Annotated in this window: 15 protein-coding genes; 12 read left to right on the top strand and 3 right to left on the bottom strand. The window is 57.5% G+C overall.

Annotation, left to right across the window (positions count from 1 at the left end):
* Positions 1–223: 223 nt before the first annotated feature.
* The 6 genes from sapA (at position 224) to fabI (ending at position 6540) form a co-directional block, all read left to right on the top strand.
* Complete coding sequence (gene sapA / locus OB87_RS13125) at positions 224–1936, top strand: ABC transporter substrate-binding protein SapA (protein WP_033569904.1); 1713 nt, start codon at positions 224–226, stop codon at positions 1934–1936.
* Entirely contained in the window at positions 1933–2898 is a 966-nt protein-coding gene (sapB, locus tag OB87_RS13120) for a putrescine export ABC transporter permease SapB (protein ID WP_033569869.1), read from the top strand. The genes sapA and sapB overlap by 4 nt, the downstream gene beginning before the upstream one ends.
* Positions 2885–3775 carry a putrescine export ABC transporter permease SapC gene (gene sapC, locus OB87_RS13115; protein WP_033569868.1) on the top strand — a complete coding sequence of 297 codons (891 nt, stop codon included), beginning with the start codon at positions 2885–2887 and terminating at the stop codon, positions 3773–3775. The genes sapB and sapC overlap by 14 nt, the downstream gene beginning before the upstream one ends.
* 15 nt (positions 3776–3790) lie before the next feature.
* A complete protein-coding gene (gene sapD, locus OB87_RS13110) occupies positions 3791–4783 on the top strand; it encodes a putrescine export ABC transporter ATP-binding protein SapD (protein WP_033569867.1) in 993 nt (330 codons plus the stop codon).
* Complete coding sequence (gene sapF / locus OB87_RS13105) at positions 4783–5598, top strand: putrescine export ABC transporter ATP-binding protein SapF (protein ID WP_033569866.1); 816 nt, start codon at positions 4783–4785, stop codon at positions 5596–5598. The genes sapD and sapF overlap by 1 nt, the downstream gene beginning before the upstream one ends.
* A 150-nt stretch (positions 5599–5748) precedes the next feature.
* Entirely contained in the window at positions 5749–6540 is a 792-nt protein-coding gene (gene fabI / locus OB87_RS13100; RefSeq protein ID WP_033569865.1) for an enoyl-ACP reductase FabI, read from the top strand.
* Positions 6541–6704: 164 nt separating this feature from the next.
* Here the strand turns inward: fabI and OB87_RS13095 are convergent, their stop codons facing one another.
* Positions 6705–7604 carry a LysR family transcriptional regulator gene (locus OB87_RS13095; protein WP_033569903.1) on the bottom strand — a complete coding sequence of 300 codons (900 nt, stop codon included), beginning with the start codon at positions 7602–7604 and terminating at the stop codon, positions 6705–6707.
* A 202-nt stretch (positions 7605–7806) separates the two neighbouring features.
* Here OB87_RS13095 and OB87_RS13090 point away from each other — a divergent pair, with 202 nt between their 5' ends.
* From OB87_RS13090 to OB87_RS13070, 5 genes are all read left to right on the top strand, one after another.
* Positions 7807–10116 carry an FdhF/YdeP family oxidoreductase gene (locus tag OB87_RS13090; RefSeq protein WP_033569864.1) on the top strand — a complete coding sequence of 770 codons (2310 nt, stop codon included), beginning with the start codon at positions 7807–7809 and terminating at the stop codon, positions 10114–10116.
* A 367-nt stretch (positions 10117–10483) separates the two neighbouring features.
* Positions 10484–10957, top strand: coding sequence for a DUF2335 domain-containing protein (locus tag OB87_RS13085; protein ID WP_033569863.1), 474 nt, complete (start codon positions 10484–10486; stop codon positions 10955–10957).
* A gap of 140 nt (positions 10958–11097) precedes the next feature.
* Positions 11098–13029 carry an exoribonuclease II gene (locus OB87_RS13080; RefSeq protein ID WP_033569862.1) on the top strand — a complete coding sequence of 644 codons (1932 nt, stop codon included), beginning with the start codon at positions 11098–11100 and terminating at the stop codon, positions 13027–13029.
* A gap of 112 nt (positions 13030–13141) precedes the next feature.
* Positions 13142–14059: an aldo/keto reductase gene (locus OB87_RS13075; RefSeq protein WP_033569861.1), complete on the top strand. Its 918-nt coding sequence runs from the start codon at positions 13142–13144 to the stop codon at positions 14057–14059.
* A gap of 426 nt (positions 14060–14485) precedes the next feature.
* Positions 14486–16552, top strand: coding sequence for a carbon starvation CstA family protein (locus OB87_RS13070; RefSeq protein ID WP_033569860.1), 2067 nt, complete (start codon positions 14486–14488; stop codon positions 16550–16552).
* Positions 16553–16630: 78 nt separating this feature from the next.
* Here the strand turns inward: OB87_RS13070 and kdgT are convergent, their stop codons facing one another.
* The gene (gene kdgT, locus OB87_RS13065; RefSeq protein WP_033569859.1) at positions 16631–17647 is read right to left on the bottom strand and encodes a 2-keto-3-deoxygluconate transporter; all 1017 of its coding nucleotides are present in this window, start codon (positions 17645–17647) and stop codon (positions 16631–16633) included.
* 386 nt (positions 17648–18033) lie between these two features.
* Entirely contained in the window at positions 18034–18729 is a 696-nt protein-coding gene (araD, locus tag OB87_RS13060) for an L-ribulose-5-phosphate 4-epimerase (RefSeq protein ID WP_033569902.1), read from the bottom strand.
* Between the two features lie 328 nt (positions 18730–19057).
* On the opposite strand from araD, the gene osmB reads away from it, so the two are divergent.
* Positions 19058–19273 (top strand): osmotically-inducible lipoprotein OsmB, encoded by a 216-nt coding sequence (gene osmB, locus OB87_RS13055; RefSeq protein ID WP_033569858.1) that lies wholly within the window; start codon positions 19058–19060, stop codon positions 19271–19273.
* Positions 19274–19293: the final 20 nt, after the last annotated feature.

The raw sequence follows: 19293 nt of genomic DNA, 5'->3' as shown, positions 1-19293 counted from the left end.
GGGATGACCGCTACTCAGCCACACATAATATCACAATGGTTATGTTATAACATAACATTAATGACTTTCACGACACCGACGATGCCGTGAGTAAATTAGCGGCCCCCCCTGCCGACAACCCCATCAGTTTGCTGAAAAAACCGGCAGATAAACGTAAGAAATTGGGCGGAATGGCAGAGTGCGGTACACTCTGTATATTGCCGATTGCCTGAAAAAACACCGTATGTCCGGAAAACACACTCTCGCACTGATGCTGGCCTGGCTGGCGCTGCCAGTTCTGGCACAAACGCCACCCGCGGCTCCGCCGTCGGCGCAAGCTATCCGCCACAGCGGTTTTGTTTATTGCGTCAATGATGTGCTCAGCACGTTTAACCCCCAGATGGCCCGTAGTGGGTTGATGGTGGATACGTTAGCAGCCCAGCTCTATGACCGCCTGTTGGGTGTCGACCCCTACACCTACCGGCTGATGCCGGAGCTGGCACAGCATTGGGAAGTCGCCGACAATGGTTCCACTTACCGATTTACCTTGCGCCGGGATGTGCCATTTCAGCACACCAACTGGTTTACCCCCACCCGCATGATGAACGCCGACGACGTGCTGTTTAGTTTCCAGCGTATGCTGGACAAAAAACACCCGTTTCACGACATCAACGGCGGCGACTACCCCTATTTCGACAGTCTGCAACTGGCAGACAACGTGCAGAGCATCCGCAAACTGGGTGATTACAGTATCGAGATCCGCCTGCACAGCCCCGATGCCTCGTTCCTGTGGCACCTGGCGACTCACTATGCGCCCATTCTGTCGGCGGAGTACGCACAACAGCTGACCCAGCAAGACCGGCGTGAACTGCTTGACCGCCAGCCCGTGGGCACCGGTCCTTATCGGCTGGAACAGTATCGCTACGGGCAATATGTGCGGCTGAAACGCAACGACGATTACTGGCGCGGTCGGCCGCGTATGGAACAGGTGGTGGTCGACCTCGGTTCCGGCGGCACCGGCCGTCTGTCGAAACTGTTGACCGGCGAGTGCGATGTGCTGGCCTACCCGGCGGCCAGTCAGTTGAGCATTCTGCGCAACGACCCGCGGCTGAGATTGTCGCTACGACCGGGGATGAACGTCGCGTATCTGGCGTTCAACGTGCGTAAACCGCCGCTGGATGATTCTCGCGTGCGCCACGCCATCGCACTGGCTATCAATAACGACCGTCTGATGCAGTCGATCTACTACGGCACCGCAGAAACTGCCGCGTCGATCCTGCCGCGCGCCTCCTGGGCTTACGACAACGAAGCGCAGGTCACCGAATACAATCCGGAGAAATCGCGCCAGCAGTTGAAAGAACTGGGGATCACCAACCTGCAACTGCAACTGTGGGTGCCCAGTGCTTCTCAGTCCTATAACCCCAGCCCGGTAAAAACCGCCGAGCTGATTCAGGCTGACCTGGCGCAGGTTGGCGTTCGGGTGAATATCGTTCCGGTGGAAGGCCGCTTTCAGGAAGCGCGCCTGATGGAGATGAATCATGACCTGACGCTGGCAGGCTGGGCCACCGACAGTAACGATCCAGACAGCGTATTTCGGCCGCTGCTGAGTTGCGCCGCCATCCGCTCCCAGACCAATTACGCCCACTGGTGTGACCCTGGTTTTGATCAGGTGCTACAGGATGCGCTCTCTTCCCAGCAATTATCCCGACGCATGGAGTACTATCGGGTGGCGCACCACATCCTGGCCGAACAGTTGCCGGTGCTGCCGCTGGCGTCGTCATTGCGGATGCAAGCCTACCGCTACGACATGAAAGGATTGGTGCTTAGCCCGTTTGGTAACGCGTCCTTCGCTGGTGTCTATCGTGATGATGGCAGTGAGGGGAAAAATGAGCAAAAACCGGATGACCCTGCCGTGGACCCGTCCTCCAGCGCACCGATCCAGGGAGAACAGCCGTGATTATCTTTACACTTCGTCGCTTGTTGCTGCTGCTGGTCACACTCTTTCTGCTGTCGCTGATAGGCTTCAGCCTGATGTATTACACCCCACATGCACCGCTCAACGGCGCGGCGCTGCTCGATGCCTACCGCTTTTATTTCACTAGCCTGCTGCAAGGGGATTTCGGCGTCTCCAGCACCAACGGGCAGCCGATTAGCGAACAGCTACGGGAAGTGCTACCCGCCACTATCGAGCTTTGTTTGCTGGCGTTTTCGCTGTCGCTGTTGGTGGGTATTCCACTGGGTATCACCACCGGTGTACTTCAACACAAGACCGCCGATCGAATTATCAGCGCGCTGGCGCTGCTGGGCTTTTCGTTGCCGGTGTTCTGGCTGGCCTTGTTAATGACGTTGTTCTTTTCGCTGTATCTGGGCTGGCTCCCCGTGTCCGGCCGTTTCGACTTGCTCTATCCGGTACAACAGGTAACAGGTTTCGCGTTGATCGATGCCTGGCTATCCACCTCGCCCTACCGGGAGGAGATGATCGCCAGCGCTATCCAGCACCTGATTCTGCCGGTGCTGGTGTTGTCGGTCGGCCCCACTACCGAAGTCATCCGACTGATGCGCATCAGCACCACCGAGGTTGGCACCCAAAATTACATCAAGGCGGCGGTTATCCGTGGGCTGCCGCGCTCCACCGTGATTCGCCGCCACCTGCTGCACAACGCCCTGCCGCCGATCATTCCGCAGTTGGGTTTGCAATTTTCGACCATGCTGACGTTAGAAATGATCACCGAAGTGGTCTTTAACTGGCCGGGCATCGGCCGCTGGCTGGTCAACGCCATTCGCCAGCAAGACTTTGCGGCGATCTCCGCCGGGGTGATGGTGGTCGGCGCGCTGGTGATCACCATCAACGTGCTGTCCGACATCTGGGGCGCCATGACAAATCCGCTGAAACATAAGGAATGGTATGCACTCCGATAACATCTACAGCGAGAAGGCGCTTCCCAGCCGCTGGCACGACACCTGGAATGTATTCCGTCAGGACCGAATGGCGATGGTCGGGTTCTACGGGTTTCTGCTGCTGTTGGGGCTGTGCCTGTTTGGCAATACGCTGGCACCCTACGCGGTAGATCAGCAGTTTCTTGGTTATCAGTTGCTGCCACCCTCCTGGTCACGCTACGGCGAAGTGTCGTTTTTTCTCGGCACCGACGATCTGGGGCGTGACCTGATGAGCCGACTGCTAAGCGGCACGGCACCGACGTTTGGCTCTGCGCTGTTGGTCACGCTGGCGGCGATGCTGGTCGGCATTCTACTCGGTCTGCTGGCCGGGGTGACCCACGGCCTGCGTTCCGCGGTGCTGAACCACATTCTTGACCCGCTGTTGTCGATACCTTCGCTGCTGTTGGCGATGGTGGTGATCGCTTTTATCGGCCCGCAGTTGACGCACACCATGCTGGCGGTGTGGATGGCGCTGCTACCGCGCATGGTACGCACCATTTATACCGCGGTGCATGACGAGCTGGAAAAAGAGTATGTGACCGCCGCCCGGCTGGACGGAGCCTCCACGCGCTACATTATCTGGTATGCGGTATTGCCCAATATCCTGCCGCTGCTGGTCAGCGAAGTGACCCGTGCGCTTTCCATCGCCATTTTAGATATCGTCGCGCTCGGCTTTCTCAATCTGGGTGCGCAGTTACCCACCACCGAATGGGGCGTGTTGCTGGGTAATTCGCTGGAACTGGTCTACGCCGCGCCCTGGACGGTGATGCTGCCCGGCGCGGCCATCACGCTCAGCGTGCTTGTCGTCAACCTGCTGGGGGATGGCATTCGCCGCGCCCTGCTTGCTCAAACCGAATAGTGACGGAACAACACCATGGCATTACTGGAAATTCGTAATCTGACCATTGAATTCCTCACGCCGGACGGCCCGGTGAAAGCGGTGGATCGCGTCAGCATCAGCCTCAACGAGGGAGAAATTCGCGGACTGGTGGGGGAATCTGGCTCCGGCAAGAGCCTGATCGCCAAGGCTATCTGCGGCATCAATAAGGAAAACTGGCGCATCACCGCCGACCGTTTTCGTTTCGATGACGTGGACATGCTGCAACTCACTCCCCATCAGCGGCGCAAACTGGTGCGGCACAACATGTCGATGATCTTTCAGGAGCCACAGTCCTGTCTGGATCCTTCCGCCCGCGTCGGCCGTCAGTTGATTCAATCCATTCCCGGCTGGACTTACAAAGGCCGCTGGTGGCAGCGTTTCAACTGGCGCAAGCGCCGTGCCATCGAGCTGCTGCACCGCGTTGGTATCAAGGATCACAAAGACATCATGCGCAGTTACCCCTACGAGTTGACCGAAGGGGAATGCCAGAAGGTGATGATCGCCATCGCGCTCGCCAATCAGCCCAGGTTGCTGATCGCCGACGAACCGACCAACGCGATGGAAGCCACCACGCAGGCGCAGATTTTCCGCCTGCTCGCCCGGCTCAATCAGAACAACAACACCACCATTTTGCTGATCAGTCACGACTTGCAGACCATGAGCAAATGGGCGGACCGTATTAACGTGTTGTACTGCGGCCAAACGGTGGAAAGCGCCGTCAGCGATGAGCTGATCAGTGCACCGCATCATCCCTACACCCAGGCGCTGATTCGCGCCATGCCGGACTTCGGCTGCTCGCTGCCGCACAAAAGCCGCCTTAACGCGCTGCCGGGGGCCATTCCGTCGCTGGAACACCTGCCGGTGGGTTGTCGTCTGGGGCCACGCTGCCCTTATTCACAAAAAGAGTGCATGACAGCCCCGCCGCTTATCCCGGTGAAAACGCACTGGTACGCCTGTCACTTCCCGCTCAACATGGAGGAATCCTGATGGTGGAAACCCTGCTGGAAGCCCGTAACCTCACCAAAACCTTCCGCTACCGCACCGGCTGGTTCCGCCGTCAGCACGTCGAAGCGGTGAAATCGGTGAGTTTTACGCTGCGGGAGCGGCAAACGCTGGCGATCATCGGCGAAAATGGCTCGGGTAAATCTACGTTGGCCAAAATGCTGACCGGCGTGATCCCACCGACCTCCGGCGAACTGGTGATCGACGATCATCCGTTGCAATACGGTGACTATAACTACCGTAGCCAGCGCATTCGTATGATCTTTCAGGATTCGGCCAACTCGCTCAACCCGCGTCAGCGCATCGGTCAGTTACTGGAATTGCCGCTGCGGCTCAATACCGACCTGACGCCGCAGGAGCGTGAAAAAGCCATTAACCTGGCGCTACGGCAGGTCGGCCTGCGCGCCGATCACGCCACCTATTACCCACACGCGCTGGCACCCGGTCAGAAACAACGTATCGGGCTGGCGCGGGCGTTGATCCTACAGCCCAAAGTGATCGTGGCAGATGAAGTGCTGGGGTCGCTGGATATGTCGGTGCGTTCACAGATCATCAACCTGATGCTGGAACTGCAAGAAAAACACGGTATTTCCTATATTTATGTCACCCAGCATCTGGGCATGATGAAACACATCAGCGACCAGATTCTGGTAATGCAGGCAGGCGAAGTGGTCGAGCGTGGCAGCACCGCCGATGTGCTGGCTTCGCCGCTGCACGACCTGACCAAACGGTTGATCACCAGTCACTTTGGCGAAGCACTCAGCGCCGACGCCTGGCGTCGTGACAGCATCCATGTCTGAGTTGTCGGGCGAAAACAGCAGGATAAGTGGTTGGAGTACTTCTTTAGACACCATACATGCTAGAATCGCCCGGTTTACTCACACCGATCATGGTAAATAATTATTTTTATTAACGATGATCGCAGCAACAATGATCACAAGGATACTGCCATGGGTTTTCTTAACGGTAAGCGCATTCTGGTAACCGGCGTTGCCAGCAACCGCTCCATTGCATACGGTATCGCCCAGGCGATGCACCGCGAAGGCGCAGAGCTGGCGTTCACCTACCAGAATGACAAACTGAAACCGCGTGTGGAAGAGTTTGCCAAAGAGTTTGGTTCAAGCATCGTTTTACCCTGTGATGTGGCGGAAGACGCCAGCATTGACGCCCTGTTTGCCGAGCTGGCGAAAGTCTGGCCGAAGTTTGACGGCTTCGTACACTCCATCGCTTATGCACCGGGTGACCAGTTGGACGGCGACTACGTAAACGCCGTCACCCGCGAAGGTTTCGCCATTGCACACGACATCAGTGCTTACAGCTTTGTCGCGATGGCGAAAGCCTGCCGCAATATGCTGAACCCGAACGCCGCGCTGATGACCCTGTCCTATCTGGGTGCCGAGCGCGCCATTCCGAACTACAACGTGATGGGCCTGGCGAAAGCGTCGCTGGAAGCCAACGTGCGCTACATGGCTAACGCCATGGGCCGCGATGGTGTACGCGTCAATGCCGTTTCCGCCGGTCCGATCCGTACACTGGCGGCGTCTGGCATCAAGAACTTCAAGAAGATGCTGTCTCACTGCGAAGCGGTCACCCCGATCCGTCGCGTGGTCACCATTGAAGACGTGGGCAACGCCGCCGCCTTCATGTGTTCTGACCTGGCTGCCGGTATCTCCGGCGAAGTTCTGCACGTTGACGGCGGCTTCAGCATCGCCGCGATGAACGAGCTGGAACTGGACGATTAATCTCGTCATTCTGTGCCGGACAGCAGCCCGGCACAGAGTTGCACCCAGCCACACGGTAAATCCCGCCTGTCTCCCTGCTGGTTTGCGGTACTTTCCGCCGTTACTCGTCTTGCCTTTCTCAGTCACATCTCTTCTTCAGTCACTCACCAATCGCTGCCGTGACGTTAGCGGTCCATCAGCCATTGCTGCGCAGCCTCAAAGAAATGCTGCGCCAGCATAGTGGCGCGCCCAGCCTCGGCAATGACCACGGCACCATGACGCGGCATCGGTGCCAACGCCAGCGGTCGCCAGGCCAGTTCCGGCGTCATCGTCGGCAACAGGCTGCCATTGGGCACAACGCCGCATCCCAGCCCGACGAACACACTTTGAATCAATTGCAGTACCGACGCACTTTCCACCCGAACTCGCGGTGTAATTACTGCCTCACGGAACTGACTGTCCAGATAGCGGCGGAAATAACGGCTGGGTTCAGCCAGACACAGCGGAACATGGGCAAGATCCGCCAGCGTCAACGGACTGTCGCCCTGCAATGCGGGAAAATGGCGTGGATGATACAGCAGCGATACGCCCTGCTCCGCCAGCGACGACGCCTGAAAATGCAGCTCACGCAGCGTAGTCAGCTCGAAGAAACCGATCCCGACATCGACGGTGTGCGCAGTCAGCGCCTCCAGCAACTGGTCAGCGCTAAATAGCGATACCTGATAGTCCATCTCCGGGTAAGTGCGGCTGACCGCCGCCAGTAATTCGGGCAGCGCCATGCTGCATTGCGGCACCGCGCCAATACGCAACAACCCACTGGTGCCGCGCGCGAGCGACGCCACCTCCAACCGTAACCCCTGATACACCGACACCATTTCCCGCGCCCAGGCCAGCACCCGCTCACCTTCGGCGGTAAACCCCTCGAAGTTGTTGCCCCGATTGATAAGCGACAGCCCCAGCTCCCGCTCCAGATTCTTCAACCGCATCGACAGCGTCGGCTGGCTGACAAAGCTGGCTTCGGCCGCCCGACCAAAATGGCGCTCTTTTTCCAGATTGCACAAATAGATAAGTTGCTTGATGTCCATCAGGTTCTCCAACATTGCGGGCCGGGTCAGTATACCACCGCGCATCTACCTCAGAGGTTGCTACCGTGATAAACCGCCTCTATCCCACTATCACTCCCTTTGATTAGACGCCATACCGCTCGCCGCCTACACTCTTCGTTAGCAAGCAAAGTTTTAAAGATTTTTTTACATACCTAAAACATCATCACCTGCGTAGCGAATCATGAAATTCAAATCCTCCATCAAGCCATACCGCGCCGCTGCTGGCGGCTGGGGCTCTCTCGAAGCCACCACCCGTTTTGTTCTGGACAGCAAACAGGCGCTAAAAAACATCCGCAATTTGATGCGAGTCAATAAAAGCAAAGGATTCGACTGTCCCGGCTGTGCCTGGGGCGACGACAACAGCAGCACCTTTAGCTTCTGTGAAAACGGTGCTAAAGCGGTCAGTTGGGAAGCCACCCGCAAAGCCGCCGGGCCAGACTTCTTCGCCGAACACAGCGTCAGCACATTGCGCCGCCAGAGCGACTATTTTCTTGAGTATCAGGGCCGGTTGACCCACCCGCTGCGCTACGACCGAGACAGCGACCACTACGTGCCGATTGACTGGGATGACGCGTTCGCGCTGATCGCCCGCCATATCAGCGAACTGGACCACCCGGACCAGATGGAACTCTACACCTCCGGCCGCGCCAGTAATGAAGCCTCTTATTTGTATCAGTTGTTCGGCCGACTGGTCGGCACCAACAATTTCCCCGACTGCTCCAACATGTGCCATGAAGCCAGCGGCACCGGCCTGAAACAGAGCATCGGCGTCGGTAAGGGCACGGTGCGACTACAGGATTTCGAACACGCCGACGCCATTTTCGTGTTCGGCCAGAACCCTGGCACCAACCACCCGCGAATGCTGCACAGCCTGCGTCATGCCGCTGATCGCGGTGCGCATATCGTGGCGTTTAACACCTTGCGCGAGCGCGGTCTGGAACGTTTCGCCAACCCGCAGAACCCGCTGGAACTGCTGACGCCGTTGTCCGGCACCATCAGCGAAACCTACCTGCAACCCCACCTGGGCGGCGACATGGCGGCGGTACGCGGCATGGTGAAAGCGCTGCTGGAAACCCATCGCCAGCGGCTGGCCGCGGGCGAAACCGGGCTGTTCGATCAGACGTTCATCGACCAGCACACCGACGGTGTGGCAGCGTACCTGCAACAGGTGGACGCCACTTCGTGGGATAAAATCGTGCAGCAGTCCGGGCTGAGCGAAGCCCAGATCCGCTACGTCGCCGGTATTTATCAGCAGTCTGAACGGGTGATCTGCACCTGGGCGATGGGCATTACCCAACACCGGCATTCCGTCGCAACGGTGCGGGAAATCGTCAATCTACAACTGTTGTTCGGGCAGATCGGCAAACCGGGCGCGGGGCTGTGCCCGGTACGCGGTCACAGCAACGTGCAGGGCAACCGCACGATGGGGATCGATGAAAAACCCACTAACGCACTGCTCGACAGTCTGGCGCGCCACTTCGGCTTTACTCCGCCGCGTGGCCACGGCCACAACACCGTGCAGGCGTTGGAAGCGATGCTGCGAGATGAAATCCGGGTCTTGATCGCGCTCGGTGGCAACCTGGCCGCCGCCGCGCCGGATACCGACCGCACCGCACAGGCACTAAGCCGTTGCGGCCTGACGGTGCACATCAGCACCAAACTCAACCGCAGCCACCTGATTACCGCGCAGCAAGATACACTGATTCTGCCGACACTCGGCCGCACCGAGCGGGACATGCAGGCCAGCGGCCCGCAGTTTGTCACCGTTGAAGATTCGTTCAGCATGGTTCATGCCTCGGAAGGGATCAGCCCACCGCTGTCGGATCAGCAGCGCTCGGAAACCGCCATCGTTGCCGGTATCGCCCACGCGGTTTTGGGGCATGACCGGCTCGATTGGCTGGCGCTGGCCGCCGACTATAACCTGATCCGCGATCATATCGCCGCCACCCTGCCGGGCTTTACCGACTTCAATCAACGTTGTGCTGAACCGGGTGGATTCTGGCTTGGCAACGCAGCGGCGGCGTATCGTTTCAACACCACCACCAGCAATGCGCGTTTCAGCGCGGCACCGCTGCCGGACAGCGTGGTGCCCGTTTCCGGTGACACGCCTGCACCGTTCACGCTGCAAACCTTGCGCTCCCACGACCAGTACAACACCACCATTTATGGACTGGATGACCGTTACCGTGGCGTGTACGGCCAGCGTGACGTGCTGTTCATGCACCCGGAAGACATTGCCGCACTGGGATTGCAGGACGGCGACCGGGTAGATATCGAAACCCTATGGCATGACCATATCGAGCGTAAAGTCCTCGGTTTCCGGCTGGTCAGCTACGATATCCCACGCGGCAATCTGGCGGCCTACTACCCGGAAACCAACCCGCTGGTGCCGCTGTCCAGCTACGGCGAAGGTACGTTCACGCCGACCTCCAAATCGGTGCCGGTACGTATTACGCCCAGTGAAACGACCACGCTGCAACGCATTGCCTGATACACCGGGCCGGGTGTGTTCTTGTCGCACCCGGCCTTTGCCTTACCCATCCATAACTCATTGCACGCGACCACAAAAAACAGATTGTTTCGCCGTTATTTGCAACCACGCCATACTCAAGTAAGATTAACAAAGAAAGGGTTTAATCATTGTTGGTCCCAAGGAGATAAACCATGTTGAAGGCAACCCGCAGGTATCTTCGCGCCGCCGGCAGCATTTTAGATCTGATGCCAGCGACAGACTATCTGGCAGACATCAGCAAGAAAAGCGATGCTGATAGAATGGCTAGCGATTTTCAGGCCATAGGTGACGACCTAAGAGTAGCGATGAATGCATACGGAAGAAAAAAAAGGAATTGCGTCAGGGATTGCAAAACGCTGACACACAGAGCAGGGAAAATGAAGAAGCACAGGCGCTTGCCGAAAAGGTCGAGTCTACGCTGATTGAAAACCCGGTATTCCTTGAGCGCTTGCTTGCCAGGCCACAGATTCAAGCCATTGTTTCATCCACATTTTTTCGCGGACCGCTTCCCCCTCCAGAAATGCTGAAAGAGTACGATGGTATCGTGCCCAACGGCGCTGAAAGGATCATGGCAAAGAGCGAGCGGGAGCAAGCGCATCGCCATCAAATCACAGAAAAAGGCCTCGACGGTGAGATAAGCAGGGACAAACGCGGGCAGTGGATGGCATTCACCATTACCATGACTATTCTGGCGATCGCGACTTTTTTTGCCTGGAAGGGCGAAATGGTGTTTGCCGGTACGTTAATCACGCTTGATTTAATCGGGCTGGCGTCGGTATTTGTTATCGGAAGATATCGTCCTTCCAACAACAGCGAATAACCCACCTACCTACCCCGCGACGCAGTTCAAACACGTCGGCATTGTACAAGCTGTTCATAGCAGCAACGCTTGCCGCCAGCGGCCGATTCGCGTAAAACTGTCTGCCGCTAAAGCCACTATTAACCGCAATTCTGGACGCTATGTTTCAAGACAATCCGCTGCTTGCGCAGCTTAAACAGCAACTCCACTCTCAGACGCCACGAGCGGAAGGCATCGTCAAAGCCACCGACAAAGGATTTGGTTTTCTTGAAGCCGACGCGCAGAAGAGCTATTTCATCCCGCCGCCGTACATGAAAAAAGTGATGCACGGCGACCGTATCATCGCCGCGCTGCATACCGAGAAAGAGCGCGAAATCGCCGAGCCGGAAACACTGGTGGAGCCGTTCCTGAGCCGTTTTGTCGGTCGGGTGCAGAAAAAAGACGATCGTCTGTCCATCGTGCCAGACCATCCGCTGCTGAAAGACGCCATTCCCTGCCGCCCTGCGCGCGGTGTTGAGCAGGATTTCAAGGAAGGCGACTGGGCGGTAGCGGAAATGCGCCGCCACCCGCTGAAAGGCGACCGTGGCTTTTTTGCCGATCTGACACAGTACATTACTACCGGTGATGACCCGCTGGCACCCTGGTGGGTGACGCTGTCGCGTCATAATCTGGAGCGCGTCGCGCCGGACGCGGACGCGGCCGATCTCGACGACGGTCAGCTTGAACGCGAAGACCTGACCGGGCTGGATTTTGTCACCATCGACAGCGCCAGCACCGAAGATATGGATGACGCGCTATATGTGCAGGACAACGGCGACGGCACGCTGGACATGACCGTGGCCATCGCCGACCCGACCGCCTACGTGCGCGCCAACAGCGAGCTGGACGCCATCGCCCGTCAGCGCGCCTTCACCAACTATCTGCCCGGCTTCAATATTCCGATGCTGCCGCGCCACCTGTCGGACGACATCTGCTCGCTGCGCCCGCACGAACGTCGCCCGGTGCTGGCTTGCCGTATGACCGTCGCTGCCGACGGCGCGCTGAGCCAGATTCGCTTCTTTGCCGCCTGGATCGAGTCACGTGCCAAACTGGTGTACGACGAGGTGTCCGACTGGCTGGAGCAACAAGGCGACTGGCAGCCGGAAAGCGAGAATATCGCCGACCAGATTCGCCTGCTGCATCGCGTATGTCAGGCCCGGAGCGCCTGGCGCACCACCCACGCGCTGGTGTTCCGCGACCGCCCAGACTACCGTTTCCTGCTGGGTGAAAACGGTGAAGTGTTGGATATCGTCACCGAACCGCGTCGTATCGCCAACCGTATCGTGGAAGAAGCGATGATCGCCGCCAACGTCTGCGCGGCACAGGTCTTGCGCGACAAACTGGGCTTTGGCATCTACAACGTCCACAACGGTTTCGACCCGGTCAGCATCGATCAAGCGGTGGCGGTACTGGAAAGCAACGGTATTCAGGCCGATGCCCAGCAACTGCTGACGCTGGACGGCTTCTGTATTCTGCGCCGCGAGCTGGATGCCCAGCCGACCCAGTTCCTCGACAGCCGTATTCGCCGTTTCCAGACCTTTGCGGAAATCAGTACGACACCTGGTCCGCACTTCGGTCTGGGCCTGGAGGCTTACGCCACCTGGACCTCACCGATCCGTAAATACGGCGATATGGTCAACCACCGGCTGCTGAAAGCGATCATCACGCAGACTGCGGCGGAAAAACCGCAGGATGACGTGACGCTGCAACTGGCCGAGCGCCGCCGCCTCAACCGAATGGCGGAACGTGATGTCAGCGACTGGCTCTACGCGCGCTTCCTGAAAGATAAAGCAGGCACCGACGCACGTTTTAACGCCGAAATTATCGACGTTAATCGCGGCGGTCTGCGTGTGCGGTTGCTGGATAATGGCGCCACCGCCTTTATTCCCGCCTCGTTCATTCACGCGGTGCGCGACGAGCTGGTGTGCAGTCAGGACACCGGCATCGTCACGGTGAAAGGCGAACCGGTCTACCGTCAGAGCGACACCCTGACGGTGATGCTGACCGAGGTGCGGCTCGAAACCCGCAGCATCATCGCCAAACCGGCGGCCTGATTCACGCCAGTTCTACGCCATCCACTCGGGTGGCGTTTTTTTTATTATTGATCGTTGGCTCGACCGCCGCCCCACCCCCTACAAGACATAGCGACATAACGGAGATGTGAACATGAAAAGCATCACACTGGGAAAAAGTACCCTGTCGGTCCCAAACATTGCGCTGGGCTGTATGCGGCTGGCGGGCAAAACGCAGCAGGACGCAGTAACGCTATTGCAGACAGCGCTCGACGCCGGGATCAATTTCTTTGACCATGCCGATATCTACGGCGGCGGCCGTTCCGAAGAGGTGTTTGCCATCGCCGTGCGCCAGGCCGGTATCGCCCGTGACCGACTGCTGATACAAAGCAAATGCGGCATCCGCCCCGGCTTTTTTGATTTTTCTAAAGCGCATATTATTGCCGCCGTCGAAGGTAGCCTAAAACGCCTGAATACCGATTATCTTGATACCTTGCTGCTGCATCGCCCGGATACCTTGTGCGAGCCGGACGAAGTCGCCGCCGCGTTTGACGAACTGGAAGCCAGCGGTAAGGTGCGCCATTTTGGCGTCAGCAACCAGCATCCGTTGCAGGTTGAATTGCTAAAGACTGCGGTACGCCAGCCGCTGCTCGCCAACCAGTTGCAACTCAGCATCATGCATACACCGATGATCGATGCCGGTTTAAACGTCAATATGACCCACGCACCATCACTCCACCACGACGGCATGGTGCTGGAATACAGCCGGTTGCAGGGGATGACGATTCAGGCGTGGTCACCGTTCCAGTACGGTTTTTTTGACGGTGTGTTTGTAGATAACGACAAGTTTCCGCAACTGAACACCACACTGAGCCATATTGCCGGTCAGCACGGTGTGTCCACCACCGCCCTCGCCGCAGCCTGGATTCTGCGTCACCCGGCCAGTATGCAGGTGATTGTCGGCACGATGGACCCACATCGCCTGCAAGATATCGCTACCGCTTCCGACCTGCGTATCAGCCGCGAAGCGTGGTACGAAATCTACCGTGCGGCCGGTAACAAGCTGCCCTGATCTCCCCCGCCCGGCTCTCGCCGGGCATGTTCATCCTCACCCGTTCCCACACCGTCCCCTGACATCCTGTGATTTAATCTGTACCGACACCCTATTTCATGCCCTGTTTCGACGGTGCTTCCACCGCTAAAGTCGATGAAAACCTTTTTCATAACAAAAATATAGCTTTGTTCACATTTTTATCTTGTTCTGGCGATGCAACCCAGCCGCTGCACTATTGTTTATTGGTGCAGGGTATTTATTGATGAATGGCAGTAATTACTACACGTTATTCATTGATATTACTGTGCTTATCGGTTTTCCGGCGTCTGCGCGACCCGGTGCTTTAGATGTCTCGCGTTACCCGTTTCGCCACAAGGCGACACCGTGAAGGACTGTCAGCATTTGCCGACGGTCGGGAATGACAACCAGTCAGGAGTCAGTGAGATGAAAACCATTAAAAGCATGTCGATCTGGATTGCTGTAGCCATAGTGGGTGCCGTGGCGTTCGCCATGCTGGCCCTGAATCGGGGTGAGCCTGTGAATGCTGTCTGGCTGGTGATCGCAGCTGTTGCCTGCTACAGCATTGCTTACCGCTTCTACAGCCTATTTATTGCGCAGCGGGTGTTTGAACTGGATGACCGCCGCCTCACCCCCGCCGAGCGCCATAACGACGGGCTGGATTATGTCCCGACCAACAAATGGGTGTTGTTCGGTCACCATTTTGCCGCCATCGCCGGTGCTGGGCCGCTGGTGGGGCCGATTCTGGCCGCACAGATGGGCTTTTTGCCAGGAACATTGTGGATTTTGATTGGCGTCATGCTGGCCGGTGCGGTACAGGACTTTCTGGTGCTGTTTATCTCCACCCGGCGTGACGGTCGCTCCCTGGGTGAAATGGCACGTCAGGAATTGGGCTCCTTCGCCGGGGTGGTGACCATGCTGGGTGCGCTGGGCGTGATGATCATCATCCTCTCGGCGCTGGCGCTGGTGGTGGTTAAAGCGTTGACCAACAGCCCGTGGGGGATGTTCACGATCGCCACTACCATCCCGATTGCGCTGTTCATGGGCGTCTATATGCGCTTCCTGCGGCCGGGCAAGATTGCCGAAGTGTCGCTGATCGGTTTTGTGCTGATGATGATGGCCATTGTCTACGGTGGCGACATCGCTGCGCACCCCTACTGGGGACCGTTCTTTACCCTTAAAGGCACCACGCTAACCTGGGTGTTGGTGATTTACGGCTTTGTCGCCTCGGTACTGCCGGTGTGGCTACTGCTGGCACCGCGTGACTACCTGTCCACGTTCCTGAAGATCGGCGTGATCGTCGGGCTGGCGATTGGCATCCTGTTTGCGATGCCTGAACTGAGAATGCCTGCGGTTTCACGCTTTATCGACGGCAGCGGGCCGGTGTTCTCCGGCAGCCTATTCCCGTTCCTGTTCATCACCATCGCCTGCGGTGCTATCTCCGGTTTTCACGCGTTGGTATCCAGCGGCACTACGCCCAAGCTGGTCGAACGTGAAACACATATCCGTTTTATCGGTTATGGTGCCATGCTGATGGAGTCTTTCGTCGCCATCATGGCGCTGATTTGCGCCTCCGTGATCGACCCCGGTGTCTACTTCGCCATGAACGCGCCAGCCGCGCTGATTGGCACCACAGTGGAAAATGCGGCGCAGGTGATCAGCGGGTGGGGTTTCGTCATCACGCCGAATGATCTGAGTAACATAGCCAAAGACGTGGGCGAAGCATCGATTCTGTCCCGCGCGGGCGGTGCACCAACCTTTGCCGTCGGCATGGCGCATATCATCACGGAAATCTTCAACAGCCGGGCGATGATGGCGTTTTGGTATCACTTTGCCATCCTGTTTGAAGCACTGTTCATCCTGACCGCCGTGGACGCCGGGACTCGTGCCTGCCGGTTCATGGTGCAAGACTTAGCCGGGTTGGTGGTGCCGAACATGGGCAAGAGCCACTCCTGGCTGGGCAATATGTCCGGGACCACCGTGGCGGTGGCTGGCTGGGGATTTTTCGTCTATCAGGGCGTGATCGACCCGCTGGGCGGCATCAATACGCTGTGGCCGCTGTTCGGCATCGGTAACCAGATGCTGGCCTCCATGGCGCTGATCCTCGGCACCGTGGTGCTGTTTAAAATGAAGAAACAGCGCTACGCCTGGGTAACGATGCTGCCTACCGCCTGGCTGTTCATCACCTCGATGACCGCAGGCTGGCAGAAGATTTTCCACGAAAAACCCAGTATCGGTTTTCTGGCACAGGCTAAACGTTTCTCTACGGGTATCGAATCCGGTACGTTGATCGCCCCGGCGAAAAACATGCAGGATATGGCGACCATTGTGTTCAGTAACCAGATTAATGCCATTCTGTGCGGTTTCTTTATGCTGGTCGCCGTCACCATGCTGGTTGCCGCGTTCTTCGCCATCCGTCGGGCGCTACACAGCGATAAACCCACCGCGCACGAAACCTCGGCGGCATGGCGTCAGGAGGCGCATAATGGCTGACAACCGCCTGCGCCCACGGTGATACCCACTGGGCGTCTCACGCCTCCTCTTTTGCGAAGGAGGAGGCGTGACGAGCATTTAACGATGCGCCGCCTGCTGTTGCTCCGCCTTCTCTTCCACCGCATCCTCCTTCGGCACCGTGCCATCCCCGCCTTTGACGTGCTTTGACCACATCGCGGTAATAATCGGCACCAGAACAGAAGTGACAATCACTGACGTCGCCACCAGGGTAGTAGCAGCGGGTGCCGCGGACTTAAACGCCGGGACCATTTCGGCAATCAGTACCGGCGTGGCTACCGCCGCCCCCGCCGAACTGGATGCAGCAATACCCGCAGTACCGTCACCACCACCCAGTACTTTGTCCGCCACTATCAGCGGAATGCCGGTAATAATGATCACCGCAACGCCCAGCAATACGCCCAGCAGCCCGGTTTGACCAATAACACTCAGATCGATGGTATTACCGAGCGCGAAGGCAAAGAACGGGATCAACGTCTGTACCGCGCGGCTGAAAAAGTCACGTAATTCCGGATCCAGGTTCCCCAGCGCAAACCCCACCAGAAACGGCAATACCGCACCAACAAACACATGCGGCTCAAACGAGGCAATACCGGCGGTGCCAAGAATCACCATGGTCATCAGCGGGCCGGACTCCAGCGACATCAGCACGAACGCGCCCGACTCCTCTTTGGTGCCGTACTGCTGCATGATAGAGGCATACAACCCGCCGTTGGTCATGTCCATCGCCGCCACTAACGCCAGCGTCGACAACCCGGCAAAAAATCCCGCTTCCACCCCGTGTTCCGGCAGGATGCGCGAAGCAACCGCCGCGACCACCCAGGCCACGGCAATTTTCGTGACGACCAACGTGCCGGATTTACGCAGCACCGTGCCGGTGGCACTTAGACGAATCGAGGCTCCCATACAGAAGAACCACACCGCCAGAATCGGCACCGTGCCGCTGATCAACCCATTAGTAAAGGAGCCGAAATACTTACCCGCCCCCGGCGCAAAGGTATGGCACAGCGCACCGAGGAACAACGGCACCAACATCATGCCGCCAGGGATCTTTTCGATAGAACGCTTGATATGCATAGGATTCATGGCCTGAAAAGAGACAAAACCATGAGCAAGACAGACGCCACCCGTCATGACCCTCATCATGACGGATACCGCCCATTCAGCCCACCCGAAGACCGGGCTGTGCCACATCCATGCACATGCATCGTCAGCGCGACGACGAAGAAAATAACGCCAGAGGGACACAGCCCATACACTTCTCAGTGCTGAAAGTAGACGTTTAAGCGGGGGATAAAAGTGATCACCTGCAAATATATAAAACAACGTTTCTATTTTTACAGATCATTATTTCATTCCAACCAAGATAAAGAGGACGGAATAGACCAAACCGCATCAACCGAGGTGAAAATAAAATATTGTTACGTTCGTCAGCCGCCGTGCGCCGACGAACGTTCAGACGCTCACTGTCCGTAGTATGCGTTCTTACCGTGCTTGCGCAGATAGTGTTTATCCAGCAACGCTGTCTGCATCGGCTCCAACGCTGGGGTTAACTGGCGCGAGAAAATGCCCATGTAAGCGATCTCTTCCAGCACCACCGCGTTATGCACCGCGTTATGCGCATCGGCTCCCCAGGCAAACGGGCCATGTGCATTGACCAACACAGCGGGGATATCCTGCGGCGACAGGCCGCGCTCATGGAAGGTATCTACAATGACCTGCCCGGTTTCCCACTCGTAGCGACCGTTGATTTCTGCTTCGGTCATCAACCGGGTACAGGGGATCGAGCCATAAAAATAATCGGCGTGAGTCGTGCCCCACGGTGGCAAATCTTTCCCGGCCTGCGCCCAGATAGTGGCATGGCGGGAATGGGTATGGACAATCCCCCCCAGCGATGCAAAAGCCAGATACAACACGCGATGGGTATCGGTATCAGACGACGGTTTGCGCTGCCCCTCCACCACCCGGCCGGTTTCCAACTCTACCACCACCATATCCTGCGCAGTCATGACGTCGTACTCTACGCCCGAGGGTTTGATCACCATCAGACCACGCTCGCGGTCCACCGCGCTGACATTCCCCCAGGTGAAGGTCACCAACTGATGCCGGGGCAAAGCCAGATTGGCTTCAAGCACCTGAATTTTCAGTTCTTCCAACATCATCCGCCCTCCTGTGTTATTTGCCTTATTCTCACGTCCGGCTACCGGCGCAGGTATGGGCTGAATGGCTGAAAAGCAGGCTGCGTTCTGCTGGGACCACAGGAAAGGGATCGGGCCGACACGGGCTTTTGACAAAAGACGGGCAAACACCGTCAGTGCACTGTGAATTAAGAGTTTTTCACCTGTTCCGCCCTCAACCGGTAATTATACTGGCAGCCAGGTAACACACAGCAGGTAACGGTGATGTCATAAGCTGACATCAGGTTACGACAAGATTTTCCATGCCTGCGATTACACAGGTCATGGTACGAACAACGGGAGAATAACCATGCAAATCAATAAAAAATTTACAGCAGCCGTACTGGCTATGGTGATAGTCAGCACACTGGCGGGTTGTGCCGGTATGAATAAACGTCAGCGTAATACCGCTATCGGTGCTGGCATCGGTGCACTCGGCGGCGCAGTACTGACCAACGGCAGCACGCTCGGCACCGTTGGCGGCGCGGCGGTAGGCGGCATCATCGGTCACCAGACCACCAAGTAATTCCCCCCTGAAAACAGAAC

The sequence above is a fragment of the Dickeya undicola genome (assembly GCF_000784735.1).
In the GTDB taxonomy this organism is placed as follows: domain Bacteria; phylum Pseudomonadota; class Gammaproteobacteria; order Enterobacterales; family Enterobacteriaceae; genus Dickeya; species Dickeya undicola.
Note: the sequence above shows the minus strand (reverse complement) of the source record. Positions and strands in the feature narration are given on the sequence as shown.